We start from the raw sequence: 14,428 nt of genomic DNA on the forward strand, positions 1-14,428 counted from the left end.
CCAGAACCAACATGGACGACTCCCTGAATTTCGATACGCTGGCAATCCGCTCGGGTACAGCGCGCAGCGACTTCAACGAGCACTCGGAAGCGATTTTCCTGACCTCGAGCTTCGTGTTCGAGAGCGCCGCGGACGCAGCCGAACGCTTCAAGAACTCCGAAGACAACTTCACCTACTCGCGTTTCACGAACCCGACTGTGTCGATGTTCCAGGACCGGCTGGCCGCGCTCGAAGGCGGCGAGGCGTGTATGGCGACGGCGTCGGGCATGGCCGCGATCATGTCGGTGGTGATGTCCACGTTGCAGGCCGGCGACCATCTGGTCAGCTCGCAGGCGCTGTTCGGCTCGACGCTCGGCATGTTCTCGCAGATCTTCAGCAAGTTCGGCATTACGACCACCTTCGTCGATCCCACCGATCTGGACGCGTGGCAAAACGCAGTGCGTCCCGAGACGAAGATGTTCTTCCTCGAAACGCCGTCGAATCCGCTGACCGAAGTGTCCGACATCGCCGCAATCAGCAAGATCGCGAAAGCGGCGAACGCGGTGTTCGTAGTCGACAACTGCTTTTGCAGCCCAGCGCTGCAACAGCCGCTGAAGCTCGGCGCGGACGTCGTGATGCATTCGGCCACCAAGTTCCTCGACGGTCAGGGCCGCGTGTTGGGCGGCGCGCTGGTCGGCTCGAAGAAATTCATCATGGAAAAGGTGTTTCCGTTCGTGCGCAGCGCCGGGCCGACGCTGTCCGCGTTCAACGCGTGGGTACTGCTCAAGGGCATGGAAACGCTGTCGTTGCGCGTCGATAAACAGTCGGCGAATGCGCTCGAAATCGCGCGCTGGTTAGAGACGCATCCGGCCGTGAATCGTGTGTTTTATCCGGGACTGGAATCGCATCCGCAGCATGAGTTGGCGATGCGTCAGCAGAAGTCGGGCGGCGCGATTCTGTCGTTCGAATTGAAGGGCGACACGCCGGAGCAAATGCGCGCGAATGCATGGCGCGTGATCGACAGCACGAAGATCTGCTCGATTACCGGCAATCTCGGCGATACGCGCACGACCATCACGCATCCGGCCACGACCACGCACGGCCGTGTGACGCCGGAAGCGCGTGCAGCGGCGGGTATCAGCGAAGGTTTGATCCGGCTGGCCGTGGGTCTGGAACATCCCGGCGATATTCGCGGCGATCTGGAGCGCGGTCTGGCGGGTTGATCTGCGGAGTAGGGGCGGGCGCGGGTTTCTGCGCCCGATGGTTCAGCGGGCCCCGGCACTCATTGAAGCAGGAATCGAAGCTACAAAAGCGGGCCGTTCTGTTCCGGGCGGCTCGCGCCATCCAACTCTCGTCAGACTCAATGACGCAACGCGCGCCACTGCCCGGGCGCGAGCCCGAAACGCCGCGTGAATGCGTGCGTGTACGCGCTCTGATCGCCGAAACCGATGTCTAGCGCGATATCGGTCAACGAAAGACGCGGGTCTGCGAGTAGCGTGATCGACGTGTCCAGGCGCAGCCGCTGCAAATAGCGATGCGGTGTTTCGCCGAAAGCGTCGATAAAAAGCTGATGAAAGCGCCGCATGCCGAAGCCGCAATGCGCGGCGAGATCGGCGATACGTAATGGCTCCGACAGATGTGCGCGCAGCCAGCGGTCGATGCGCGCGAAGTCGAGCCCCGCGCCGGTTGCCTGCATGCCGGCCGTCGTGCCCGCATCGGCGATCAACGCAGCGCCCAGGCGGGCCGCTGCATCCCAATGAAAACGCCGGCTGTCGAGGTCGTCGCCCTGTGCGCCGCCGGTGGCGTGCGCCGCGATCCGATGCACGAGTTGCGCAAGCGATGTATCGACCGTCACGGCGCGTGCGCGGTCGAATAAACGTTCCGGCACGGCCAGCGAAGTCGCCGGTAAATCCAGCACCAACTGCCGGTTTTCGCCGACACCCGCATAGTCGTGCCGCGCGCCGGCCGGAATCAGCCACGCCGAGCCGGCGTCGATTTGCTGCGCGACGCCGTCTACCGCCATCACCATCGCGCCGTCCAGCCCGAGCACGACCTGGTGAAAGTCGTGCACGTCCGACGCTTCGATCGCGCCGTAACGGCGCAACGAAACGCTAGGGGCAGTGACGGCAGCGTGGCTCATTCGCGTGCTTCAGCTTCGGCTTCAGTTCAGCGCAATGCGCAAAACCGAAAACAGCGAAAAACTTAAACGTCGAGCAATTCGACTTCGAACACGAGCGTCGCATTCGGCGGAATCACGCCGCCCGCGCCGCGCACACCGTAGCCGAGTTGCGGCGGAATGGTCAGCTTGCGGGTGCCGCCGACCTTCATGCCTTGCACGCCTTCGTCCCAGCCCTTGATGACCATGCCGCCGCCCAGCACGAACGCGAATGGGTCGTTGCGGTCCTTGCTCGAGTCGAACTTCTGGCCGTCGGTCAGCCAGCCGGTGTAGTGCACGCTGACAGTCTTGCCCGCGACGGCTTCAGCGCCGCTGCCTTCAACGATGTCTTCGTACTTCAGGCCGGATTCGGTAGTCACAGTCGACATGTGTCGCTCCTTGATCAATTCGTAAAAACCGACATTGTAGGCGTGTTGACGGCTTGCCGGCCACGATTGCCGACGAATGCCGCGTGGCACGCGGATTGCGTGACGCCAGCATGGCAATTAGCCATCCGGCCAGGCTGGTCGTGCCGGACGCCGTGCCTATAATGGGGCTTATTTCAATCATCATGCACTGCCTGAGAGGGCTCGATTGTGACAACGTCTTCAACCGGCGCTGCTGGCGCATCGCCGGTGTCTTCTTCCGGCTTCGCCGTATCCGAACGCACGGCCCATCTTCGGGCAGAAACCGCACTGTTCATGCGCGATCATGTGCTGTCACTGGTGTCGCACGACCTGCGCGGCCCGTTGAATGCCATCCATAGCTGGGCGTATGTGCTCGAGCGCAAACTCGACGCGAACGATCCCAACGCGCAACGCGCGGTAACCGGTATTCGCAATGGCGTTGACCAGCAGGTGAAACTGCTGGAAACCATCGTCGACGCGACGCGCGCCGAGACCAAATCGCTGGCGCTCGCATACGCGCCGTTCCCGCTGCATCCGCTGCTCGACGAAACTGCGGAGGAGGTCCGCTCCGGCCTCGCCCGTTCGCGCGGCGTCGAAGTCGCGGTCGACTCGCAACTCGCCACCGAACAACTCAATGGCGACCGCGAACGCCTCGCTGCCGCGCTGTGGGTCATGCTCGCGTTCGCGGTCGAAGCGAGCGCCGAAGGCGCGGCCGTCACGCTGTCTGCGCGCGCGGACAGCGGCGCGTGGCACGCCACCGTCACCTACGTTTCGAACGAAACCGCGCTGAACGATCCGGCGCTGCCTCATCTGCTCGAAGCATTCGCGCGCAAGCAGGCCGGCGAGCCGCGCGAAGCGAAGCGGATCGCGTGGGTCTTTGCGCTGTGTAAACGGGTCGCGGAAGCGCATGGCGGCAATTTCGAGCAAAGCGATTCGAGCGGCGGCGAGCCGGTCACGCTTTCGTTACGTGTTCCGCTGAGCGCGGTCGGACCGAAGTGACGCGCGCCATTGCGGCATCTCGTGCGCGCGTAACTTTTCATCGAGCTTTCACCCTCTATACTGACAACTTTTGTTGCCGGAGCCCTTTGCTTTGATCCAGGTTGTCGCTCTCATTGGTGCGTTGCTTCTCGTTGCCCTCAACGGTTTTTTTGTCGCCGCTGAATTCGGCCTGGTCAAACTCCGGCAAACGCGCGTGCAAAGCCTCGCCACGCGGCACGGTTTGCGCGGACGTTTGCTCGCGAAGGTCCATGGGCGTCTCGACGCTTATCTGTCCGCGTGCCAGCTGGGTATCACGCTTGCATCGCTCGGGTTGGGCTGGATCGGCGAACCGGCATTTGCCGAGTTGATCACGCCGCTTTTCAAACTGGTCGGCGTCGAGTCGGAACGGCTGATTCACGGTATCTCGCTGTTCTTCGCGTTCTCGTGCATTTCGTTCCTGCATATCGTGGTGGGTGAACTCGCGCCGAAGTCGCTGGCCATTCGCGAGGCGGAGAAGGTGTCGCTGTGGGCGGCCATGCCGCTCTACGGTTTCTACTGGGCGATGTATCCGTTCATCTGGGTGCTCAATTCGAGCGCCAATGCTGTGCTGAGAATGGCGGGTCTGGACGCCGATCACGGCCACGATTCGCATTATTCGACCGAAGAACTGAAGCTGATTCTGCGCGGACGTCGCGCGAACGTGGCGACTGAACTCGGTTCGCCCGCAGACGCGTATAGCCAGGACGAGTGGAACACGATTGCGCACTCGCTAGATTTCTCGCGTATGACCGTGTCGGACCTGATGCGCCCCGCGTTCGAGATGGTCGGCTTGCGGCGCGACCTGCCGTTGCGCGAGAACATGCAGATCGTCGCGCAGCATCGTTTCAGCCGTTATCCGCTGTTCGACGATGCGTCCGGTGAACGGGTGACCGGCATGATCCATTTGAAGGATCTGCTGCTCGCGCGTCACGCGGGCAGCACGCTTGACGACCTGTCGAAATATGCGCGGCCGGTTCAATACGTGAAGCCTGAAATGCCGGCGCTCGAACTGTTCCGGCGCTTCCGTAAAGGCGCGCCGCACCTCGCGCTGGTGGGGCATAAGAACGCGAAGCCAATCGGTTTCCTGACGCTCGACAACCTGCTCGGCGCGCTGGTCGGCCAGATTCACGACGAGTTCCGTCAGGGCGACGCCGACTGGACTCGCATGGACGACGGCACGTTGATGGGCAAAGGCAGTTTGCCGGTGGTGTCGCTGGAACGCGCGTTGGGGATCGATATCGACGAGGGGAAAGCCGAATCGGTTGGCGGGCTGGTGATTCAGGCGCTCAACGATCTGCCGTCGGAAGGACAGCGGGTGGAGTTCGATCGCTTCGACGTGGTGGTCAAGAAAATGAAGGGGCCGCGTATCGTGCTCGTGCGCGTGTATCCGCGAACCTTCGACGACGAAGGCGGTTGATCGAACCGCAACGCGCAACGCACAGTCCAGTAAGAAAAGAGCACGCAAACCACGCGTGCTCTTTTTATTTCAAGGGTCGCCCGGAGCCAGCGCGGGCGAGTCCTCAACTGCGCGGCACACCGTCCTCGACCAGCACGGCAATCGGCATCGCCGCCAGCGCATCGCGCAAATACAGCAGGCCGTTTTCGTCGACCTTCGGCGCGGCAGGGCTCAGCCAGTCGAACAGCGCCCGCGACGATAGATCCGACGGCACTTCCACGGCCGTGTCCCCCCACTTCGCGGCGTCCACCAGCGGCAGTTCGCCGTTGTCGCCGAGTAGCCCCGCGGCCAGCCGGCTCGCCACCACCACTGCCCACGCGTTGCCGTGACGCCGCGCAAACGCAATCACGCTCGACGCATGCGTGCCGCGCACCGTCAGCGGCAAATAGGTGCTTTGACTCAGCAACTCCGGCAGATGCTCGCGCAACGCAAGCACACGTTGGACGACCGCCAGCTTCACACGTCCGTCGTGCCAGGTGGATAGAAATTCCGACGGCGGCGTCTGAACCAGTAACGCCTCGCGCTTCGCGAAATCTACGGGACGCCGATTGTCGGGATCGACGAGGCTGAAGTCCCACAGTTCGGTGCCTTGGTAAAGGTCGGGAATCCCAGGCGATGCGAGCCGCAACACCGTCTGCTGCAAGCTGTTCAGCGCGCCCGCCCGGCCGATTCGCGCGACAAACGCCGCCAGTTCCTTCAGGAAGCCATCGCGCCGCTGCGGCGCGAGTATGTCGAACAGGAAATCGCGGCAGCCCGCCTCGTAGGCTTCGTCGGGCGCGAGCCAGTTGGTTTGCAGCTTCGCTTCCCGCAGCGCCTTCAGCTGCCATTGCGCGACGCGCTCGGCCAGTTCCTTGACGCCCGCTTCGTCGTCCGGCTGCAGATCGGGTGGCCAGCACCCCACCAGCGTCTGATACAGCATCGCTTCGGCCGCCGCGCCGGGCGCCCAGTCGTCGCTGCGGTCCTGACTCACGCTGCTAATCGGCTCGCCATCGAGCGCACGACGATGCGGCGCATTCAGCGTCGACCACGCGCGCAACGTCGCGCTCCAGTCGTCCGCGATTTCGCTCAGCACCGCGAGCCGCGCACGCACGTCCTCGCCGCGCTTGTGATCGTGTGTGGCAGTAGCCAGCAACGCGTGCGGAAACCGCTGCGAACGTTCCAGATTGGCCGCGTGAAATTGCTCGACCGACAAAGCGAATTCGCCCGGATCGGAGCCGACCTCGTTACGCGACAACAACCGTCCATAGCGATAACACGCTGTATCTTCAACCGCCTTCGCAGCGACCGGCGCGGTCAGTTGCGAAAATAGCGTCTGCGCGGTGCGGCGTGACGAGCCTGCATGCGGCGGCGGTCCGCCACTCTGACCCGGCTGCTGCGGTTGCGCGCCGGGTCGTGGGTTCGGCATTTCTTCCGCGCTGCCGCCGAGCCACGCATTTACGCGCTCCAGCACGACGTGATCCGCGCGCGACAATGTTGCCTTCGCGCCCGCCAGAGCCTGATCGAAATAAAGGTTGTCGGTCGCGCTGCGCAAGCCGTTCTGCGGATAAATCCGGTACACCGGAAAATGCACGACCAGTTCGGTCAGCACGCGGCGCAGCGTGGTGAACGTGAAGTCACGCGTCGTCAGCGAATCGCGTGCGATGCGATGCAATGCGCGCGCCGCGCGATCCAGTTCCGCCGACAGGTTTTCCGCGAGAATCTTGCGACGCGCGGCCAGTGCTTCGTCTTCGAAACGCGGACTGCGGCCGGTCAGTTCGGTCCACGTGCGCGCGAGCGGTTCCGCGCCGGCCGGGTCGTGCAGCAGCGCGCCGACGTCGCTCATGAAGTCGTAGCCCGTGGTGCCGTCCACGGGCCAGTCGTCGCGCAACGGCTCGCCCCGACCGAGAATCTTTTCAACCACGACATACGGCGCCGTGTCGCGCAATTCCGTGAGCCGCTGCCGCAAGCGCTGACAGTATTCGCGCGGTTCCGCGAGTCCATCGACGTGATCGATCCGCAGGCCGTCCACCACGCCTTCCTGATACAGCCGGAAAACCAGCGCATGCACGGCGTCGAATACTTCGGGCCGCTCGACGCGCACGCCGGCCAGCGTCGAGATATCGAAGAAGCGCCGCCAGTTCACTTCATCGGATGCGGTGCGCCACCACGCGAGGCGGAAGTGCTGCCGCTCGATCAGCCGATGCAAGCGGTCGCGCGTCACCGGATCGTCGGGCGCGTACGCTTGCAGCACGAGCTCGATCGCCGAGCCGCCGTGTTGCGCGACGAACTCGCGCAAAGCATTACGCGCTTCGGCGGCGCGCGGCTGGTCGGTCGGTTGCGTCGTCAGTCCCTGGAAACGCTCGGCGAGCGCGCTGAGATCGGCGCGGTCCGCGCTTTGCAGGATTGACGCGTAATCGATCGGGCAGATGGGGAACACATGCGGGCCATAGCCGATGTAAAAGCGGCCGGTGTCGGCGGCGAAATGCAGCGCGATGCGGCCCGCCGCGAGTTCCTCACCGTAGGGCGCGCCGAGCGTGGGCTGCAGCACCTTGCCGCGCAAGGCCGGATCGGGTGAATGCCAGTCCACGTCGAAATGGCGGGCATACGCGCTATGGCGTCCCCATTCGAGGATATCGAGCCACCACGCGTTGCTCGATCCGCCGACGCCCATGTGGTTCGGCACCATGTCGACGATCAGCCCCATGTTGTGCGCGCGCAGTTTGTCGACGAGGCGCTTGAGGGCCGCCTCGCCGCCGCATTCGGCGCTGACCTGGGTGTAGTCGACGGTGTCGTAGCCGTGCATCGAGCCGGGCTCGGCGGTCGTGATAGGCGATGCGTACAGATGGCTGATGCCGAGCGCGGCGAAGTAGTCGACGTGCTTCGCGGCGTCGTCGAAAGTGAAGCCACGGTGGAACTGGAGGCGAAGCGTGGAGCGCGGGACGGTCATGGCGTATCAGGCTCCGAAGAAGCGTTGGAAGAGGGAGTGGCAACCTGGGCGGCGCGGCGCGCGCGATCGACGGCGAGCAGGCGATCGCAGAAGGCCTCGTCGTTGAACAGTTCGTCGACCGGCAGGCTCAGACGACGCCGCCAGTTCGGGTGCTCGTCGATCGAGCCGGGCAGATTCGGCTGATCGACCAGCGCAAGCAGATCTTCGAGCGGAAACGTGACGAGCGGGCCCGGGGTTGCGGCGACAAAGGCCAGCGCCTCGTCCACGGGCGCGCTGTCGGCGGGCGGCGCGCTCACACCCGGTGCAGCCTCGCCCGCCTGCTGGAACGCGCGCCACAACTCGACGCGTTCCTTCGCGCGTTCCTCCTGCGCGGCTTCTTCGGGATCACGGCCGTCGGCGCGCGCCATCGTCTGTCCGATTTTGTTGCGCCATGTGATGTCGCTGCCGCGCCACCAGCCGGTCACGGTCGGCAGATCGTGCGTGGTCGTGGTGCCGACGGCATTGCGATCCCACTCGCGCGGCGGCTTGAAACCGGGGCCGTCGTGCGCGCCCTCGAACCACAACACGCGAATACCGGCGATGCCGTGTTCGTCGAGCCGTTCGCGAAAACCGGGCGGCACGGTGCCAAGGTCTTCACCGATCACAATCGAGCGATGTCGCCACGATTCCAGCGCAATCAGCCGCAGCAGGTCTTCGAGCGGATAGCGCAGATACGCGCCGTTGCGCGCGCTCTCGCCTTCGGGCACGAGCCATAGCCGCCGCAAGCCGAGAATGTGATCGATGCGGATGCCGCCCGCATGCGCGAACGCGGCGCGCAGCATGTCGATGAACGCGGAGAAGCCTTGCGTGCGCATCGCGCGCGGCGAGAAGGTGGTGAGCCCCCACGCCTGACCGGCCTGATTGAACAGGTCGGGCGGCGCGCCAACCGACACGCCTTGCAGCATGTCGTCGCGATACGACCACGCGTGACTGCCCGCGCTGTCGCAACCCACTGCGAGATCGGCGATCAGGCCGACCGCCATGCCCGCGTCGTGCGCGGCTTGCTGCGCGTGCGACAAACCTTTCGCGGCAAGCCATTGCAGAAACAGGTGGAAGTCGACTTCGTGACGATTCGCGTCGGCGAACGCGTCGACCTCCGGGCTGCGCGGATCGCGCAATGCCTCGGGCCAGTCGCGCCAATGTCCGTGGCCGCCTTCCTGCGACAGTTGCGCCGCCTGCAGCGCTTCGAATCGCGCGTGGTCTTCGAGAGCACGGCCGGCGCGTTCGCAGAAGCCGTGAAATTCCAGCGCGCGCGGCGTGTGCTGCGGGCGTTCGTGTTCGCTGAAATGCTCGTACAGCGTGCGCAGCACCTTCAGCTTCAAGACGACCGCGTTCGGCCAGTCGATCAGCTGCAGGTCTTCGAGTCGCGACCAGGCGTCCGCGGCTTGCGCGGCATTAAGCGCATCGCGCGCGGCGTCGGCGCCGAACACCGCAGCGGGATCGATATGCGTGACGTTCAGCCACAAACGCGACGACGGCGAATACGGGCTGAAGCGATTCGGCTCCGCGCTGAACATCGCGTGAGTCGGGCTGACGGCGAGCGCGTGCGCACCGCGTTTCCCGCTCTCGACGGCGACTTGCGCGAGCGCCGAGTAATCGCCGATGCCGCCGTCGCCGGACCGGCGCAGGCCGTACAGTTGCGCGGCGACGCCCCACAGCGGCGGCGTTTTCTTCGCGCCTTCGGGATGCAGCGTGCGCCACGCGTCGTCGACGGTGTAGCAGCGATGCGGTGCGACGGCCAGCGTCACGCGTTGCTCGTTGATCACGAGCGTGTGATAGCCGGGTTCGTCGATCGGCGCGAGCAGCGCTTCTTCGCCTTTCGGCGAGGTAAAGCGTCCGTCGATGATCGAGCCGCTCTCCAGTTCGATCCGGTAATGGCTGCCCGACTTCACGGCGGCCATCGGCAACGCAATGCCGCGCCCGACTTCGGCCGTCATCAGCGGCGGCATTTTCTTGCCCGACAATTCGGCTTCGAGAGCCGCAGCGCTTTGCCGGATCTGCGTGGCGTTGCCGCACGGCAAACCCATTCGTTCGAGCAGCACCGCGAGCGTGCTTTCGGGCACCTGCTGCGTCGTGTGATGCGCGTCCTGCCACTCCACCTCGAAACCCGCGCGGGCGGCGAGGGTGACGATGGTTTCGTTAGGACGGCGGTTGGTTACTCGTGTCGTCACGCGTTGCGCTCCTGTTTTCCTGCGATGCGCGCATCGTGGCCGATCGCGTAGTCGCTGACGTCGCCGGTCATCCACGCGACGAACGCGTTTGGCGGCAACGTGCCGGCGGCGGCCTGCTCGCGCACGCGCGGCGGCGTTTCGAAAATCACCTTGCCGTCGGGCACGCGCTCCAACGCCACGTTGTCCTTCGACAGATTCAGCGCCATCGACAACGTCTCGCCGTCGCCCATTTTCCAGCGCGCAATCAGTGCGTTCGCGTCGCCGCCATTGGCTGCGGCGAGCACGCTCGCACCGAGCGCCTTGCCGTGCTTCAGGCGCGGCGTGATCAGCTTTGCGCGCACGGCGAGCGCGGATTTGTAGAAGTGCATCCAGTCGAGGCGGTCTTTCGCCTGCGCGTCGTCGTCGGCGGCGCGCGCTTTGTGAGGCGCGGGCGGCGACGATGCGTTAAACGTCTTCACGTCGTTCGGATCGGGAATCTGCGCGCGCTTCTTTTCGTCGCTGAACGACGAGAAGCGCGCGAATTCGCGGCGCCTTCCTTCGCGCACGGCGTTGGCGAGATCGCCGGTGTAATCGGTGAAGAAGAGGAAGGGCTGGGTCGAACCGTATTCCTCGTCCATGAACAGCAACGGGATTTGCGGCGACAACAGCAGCAGACCGGTGGCGGCGCGCAAGGCGTCGTCCGAAGTCAGCTTGCGCAGACGTTCGCCGAAAGCGCGATTGCCGATCTGATCGTGGTTCTGCAAAAACATCACGAACGAAGTAGGCGGCAAATGTCCGCTCGATTCGCCACGCGGCGCACCGTCATGAATCGGCGAGGGGTCGCCCTGATACGCGAAGCCTTCCGACAACACGCGCGCGAGACGGCGGATCGGCTGATCTTCGTACGCGTGGTAGTAGCCTTCCGTTTCACCGGTCAGCAGAACGTGCAGCGTGTTGTGCGCGTCGTCGTTCCATTGCGCGTCGAAATGCGTGTCCAGCAGGCTCGCGCTGTTGTGCTCGTTTTCGAGCACCAGATGCACGTGCCGTCCATGCTGCACGCCCGCGCGGATATGGTCGGACAATTTGCGCAGCCATTCGTGATTGTCGATCGCATGCACGGCGTCGAAACGCAGCCCGTCGATCCGGTATTCGTTGATCCAGTAGATCGCGTTATCGGTGAAAAAATCGCTCACTTCACTGCGATTGAAATCGATTGCCGGACCCCACGGCGTATGCGTGCCCTCGCGGAAAAACGAACGCGCGTAGGCGTGCAGATAATTGCCGTCGGGACCGAAGTGGTTGTAGACCACATCGAGGAACACCATCAGGCCGAGACCGTGCGCGGCGTCGATCAGCGCTTTGAGTTCTTCCGGGCGGCCATACGCGGAATCGGGGGCATACGGCAGCACGCCGTCATAGCCCCAGTTGTGCTTGCCGGGAAAGTCGTTCAACGGCATCAACTCGATGGCAGTCACGCCGAGCGCGGCGAGTTTGGGCAGGCGCTTCTGCACGCCCGCATAGCCGCCCATCGCGCCGACGTGCAATTCGTACAACACCGTTTCTTCCCACGGCCGGCCGTGCCATCCGGTGTTTTCCCATCGATACGCGCGCGGGTCGATCACTTCGCTCGGCCCGTGCACGTCCTGCGGCTGAAAACGCGATGCCGGGTCCGGCACCGTCTGCTCGCCGTCGAGACGGAAGCGATACAACGTACCCGCGCCGCAATCGACGGTCGCTTCGAACCAGCCGTTGCCGGTGGGCGTCATATCGTGCGTACCCTGCGCCGCGCCGTTCTCTATCGCGATCTGCACGGTCTTGCACGAGGGAGCCCAGAAACGGAACCGCGTGCGCGGCTTCGTGCCTGTCGCGCCGAGTAACTGCGCGCTGAAGGGCAGGCAATGCGCGTGATGATGCGCATGAGGATCAATCGGACTTTCGGACATGATTCTTCACCATTCGAATGTGCTGTCGAGCCGCGTTTTACACGTAGGTCATGCCAACGATTCCGCGCATACCGTCATGGCGCGCTGCGCGCCGCGCCGTCTAGGTGCTCGGCGACGTGTCGCTACCGGGCGGATGCGCACCGGGATCGGGCGGCAGCGCAGTCAGAAGCCGTGGCCCGTGCTGCGCGCCGGCCATCCATCCGGCCTGCCAGTCCGCTTCGCCGACCGGTTGCGCGGCCAGCATCACCAGACCGTGCGCGGCCACTTCCACGTCCGCCGCCGCCAGCCGGTACGGCGCGTTGGCCGGTTCAGCCGTATCTAACAGCACGTGCCATTCCAGGTGCGGCGCGGGAGGCGTGAATCGCAGCGTTTCCTCGTTTGCGTTGAGCATCATCAACAATACTTCGGTTTCGCCGTTCGAACCGGGCCCCGCGCGACGCAGCGTGAACGCGCGGCCTTCGGGGTCCTGCCATGCTTCGATAGTGAGCGGATCGCCATGTTCGTCGAACCAGCCGACATCGAATAATCCCGGCAGTACTTCGCGGTCGCCGAACAGAAAACGCGTTTCGCGCAGCAGCGGATGCTGCTTGCGCAGCGCGATCACGCGCGCGACGAAGTCGGTCATCTGACGGCCGTCGGGTGAATCCGCGCGCTCCCAGTCGATCCACGATATGTCGTTGTCCTGGCAGTACGCGTTGTTGTTGCCGTTCTGCGTTCGCAGCGATTCGTCGCCGGCCAGCACCATCGGCGTGCCGAGCGCCATCAGCAGCGTGGCGATCAGCGAACGGGCGACGCGTTTGCGCGTGGCGAGAATCGCGGGATCATCGGTCGGACCTTCGACGCCCCAGTTGCGGCTGCAATTCTCGTTATGCCCGTCGTTGTTGTCTTCGCGATTTGCTTCGTTGTGCTTCTGCTCGTACGCAGTGACATCCGCTAACGTAAAGCCGTCGTGTGACGTGACGAAGTTGATCGACGCCCACGGTTTTCTGAAGCGCCGGTTGAACAGATCCGCCGAGCCCGTCAGACGCGCGGCGAGGTCTGGCCGCAAGCCTGCGTCGCCGCGCCAGAAACGGCGCACGGTGTCGCGAAAACGGTCGTTCCATTCGCTGAATCCTGGCGGATGATTGCCTAGCTGATAACCGCCAGGCCCGATGTCCCACGGTTCGGAAATCAGCTTGCGCTGCGACAGAACGGGGTCCTGGCGCAGCGCGTCGAAGAAACCCGAACCGGGATCGAAACCGTGCTGTTCACGGCCGAGCGTCACGCCGAGATCGAAACGGAAGCCGTCGATGTTGAACGCCGTCGACCAGTAACGCAGCGAATCCATCACCATCTGCAATACGCGCGGATGCGGCAGGTTCAGCGTATCGCCACAACCGGTGTCGTTAATATGGTGACGTTCATCGCCTGGAATAAGGCGGTAATAGCTGGCATTGTCGAGTCCGCGCCACGAGATGGTCGGCCCCATTTCGCTGCCTTCGCAAGTGTGGTTGTAGACCACGTCGAGAAACACCTCGATGCCGGCCGCGTGCAACTGGCGCACGGCGATGCGCATTTCGTCGAGCCGGTGCGTGCTCAGATAAGACGGCTCGGGCGCGAAAAACGCGGCGGTGTTGTAGCCCCAGTAATTGCGCAGGCCGCGCTCCACCAGAAAGCGGTCGTTCAGAAACGCATGGACCGGCAACAGTTCGACGGCGGTCACGCCGAGCTTCAGCAGATGCTCGATGAACTCCGGCGACGACAGCGCCGCGAACGTGCCGCGCTCGTGCTGACGCAAATCGGCGCGCAACATCGACGCGCCGCGCACATGCGTTTCGTAAATCACCGTTTCGCCCCACGGCACGTTCGGGCGTTTATCGTGCGACCAGTCGAACGCTTCGTCGATCACCACGCACTTCGGCATCGCAGGCGCGGAATCGCGCCGGTCGATGGAAAGGTCCGCGCGATTCGAATGCACGCGATAACCGAACAGCGCATCCGACCAGCGAAACTGGCCGACGAGCTTGCGCGCATACGGATCGAGCAACAGCTTGTGCGGATTGAAACGATGTCCCTGATGCGGCAGATACGGCCCGTGCGCGCGAAAACCGTAAGCGGTGCCCGGGTGCGCATTCGGCAGATAGCCGTGCCAGACTTCGTCGGTACATTCGGGCAGCGTGTAGCGCCTGATTTCCTTGCGGCCCGTGGGGTCGAACAGGCAAAGCTCGATTTTCTGCGCATTCGCCGAGAACACGGCGAAGTTGACGCCCAGTCCATCCCAGCTGGCACCGAGCGGATACGGCGAGCCCGGCAACAGCCGGTCGGGCATTGCATGCGACATGATTCCCCTTCCTGTTCTAGTTTGTGAACGCTCGTT

9 protein-coding genes are annotated in these 14,428 nt (G+C 64.1%); 3 read left to right on the forward strand and 6 right to left on the reverse strand.

The window, feature by feature from the left end:
- Positions 1 to 11: 11 nt before the first annotated feature.
- Positions 12 to 1,202, forward strand: coding sequence for an O-succinylhomoserine sulfhydrylase (locus tag ABH945_RS21675; protein ID WP_074770997.1), 1,191 nt, complete (start codon positions 12 to 14; stop codon positions 1,200 to 1,202).
- Positions 1,203 to 1,339: 137 nt separating this feature from the next.
- On the opposite strand, the gene ABH945_RS21680 is transcribed toward ABH945_RS21675, so the two are convergent.
- Positions 1,340 to 2,119: a helix-turn-helix domain-containing protein gene (locus tag ABH945_RS21680; protein ID WP_429251855.1), complete on the reverse strand. Its 780-nt coding sequence runs from the start codon at positions 2,117 to 2,119 to the stop codon at positions 1,340 to 1,342.
- A gap of 62 nt (positions 2,120 to 2,181) precedes the next feature.
- Positions 2,182 to 2,523 carry an FKBP-type peptidyl-prolyl cis-trans isomerase gene (locus tag ABH945_RS21685; RefSeq protein WP_074770998.1) on the reverse strand — a complete coding sequence of 114 codons (342 nt, stop codon included), beginning with the start codon at positions 2,521 to 2,523 and terminating at the stop codon, positions 2,182 to 2,184.
- A gap of 207 nt (positions 2,524 to 2,730) precedes the next feature.
- On the opposite strand from ABH945_RS21685, the gene ABH945_RS21690 reads away from it, so the two are divergent.
- Positions 2,731 to 3,540, forward strand: a complete 810-nt coding sequence (locus tag ABH945_RS21690) for a sensor histidine kinase (protein ID WP_074766701.1) — start codon at positions 2,731 to 2,733, stop codon at positions 3,538 to 3,540.
- Positions 3,541 to 3,631: 91 nt separating this feature from the next.
- Complete coding sequence (locus ABH945_RS21695) at positions 3,632 to 4,975, forward strand: hemolysin family protein (protein ID WP_074766703.1); 1,344 nt, start codon at positions 3,632 to 3,634, stop codon at positions 4,973 to 4,975.
- Between the two features lie 103 nt (positions 4,976 to 5,078).
- Here the strand turns inward: ABH945_RS21695 and treY are convergent, their stop codons facing one another.
- The 4 genes from treY to glgX all read right to left on the reverse strand — a co-directional run bounded on the left by treY (position 5,079) and on the right by glgX (position 14,392).
- Positions 5,079 to 7,940 (reverse strand): malto-oligosyltrehalose synthase, encoded by a 2,862-nt coding sequence (gene treY / locus ABH945_RS21700; protein ID WP_429251856.1) that lies wholly within the window; start codon positions 7,938 to 7,940, stop codon positions 5,079 to 5,081.
- The gene (gene malQ / locus ABH945_RS21705; protein WP_429251857.1) at positions 7,937 to 10,150 is read right to left on the reverse strand and encodes a 4-alpha-glucanotransferase; all 2,214 of its coding nucleotides are present in this window, start codon (positions 10,148 to 10,150) and stop codon (positions 7,937 to 7,939) included. Before malQ ends, treY begins: the two co-directional genes overlap by 4 nt.
- The gene (gene treZ, locus ABH945_RS21710; RefSeq protein WP_429251858.1) at positions 10,147 to 12,072 is read right to left on the reverse strand and encodes a malto-oligosyltrehalose trehalohydrolase; all 1,926 of its coding nucleotides are present in this window, start codon (positions 12,070 to 12,072) and stop codon (positions 10,147 to 10,149) included. The genes malQ and treZ overlap by 4 nt, the downstream gene beginning before the upstream one ends.
- A 100-nt stretch (positions 12,073 to 12,172) precedes the next feature.
- Positions 12,173 to 14,392: a glycogen debranching protein GlgX gene (glgX, locus tag ABH945_RS21715; RefSeq protein WP_429251859.1), complete on the reverse strand. Its 2,220-nt coding sequence runs from the start codon at positions 14,390 to 14,392 to the stop codon at positions 12,173 to 12,175.
- Between the last annotated feature and the right edge of the window lie 36 nt (positions 14,393 to 14,428).

The sequence above is a fragment of the Paraburkholderia sp. GAS333 genome (genome assembly GCF_050435665.1).
GTDB lineage: Bacteria > Pseudomonadota > Gammaproteobacteria > Burkholderiales > Burkholderiaceae > Paraburkholderia > Paraburkholderia fungorum_A.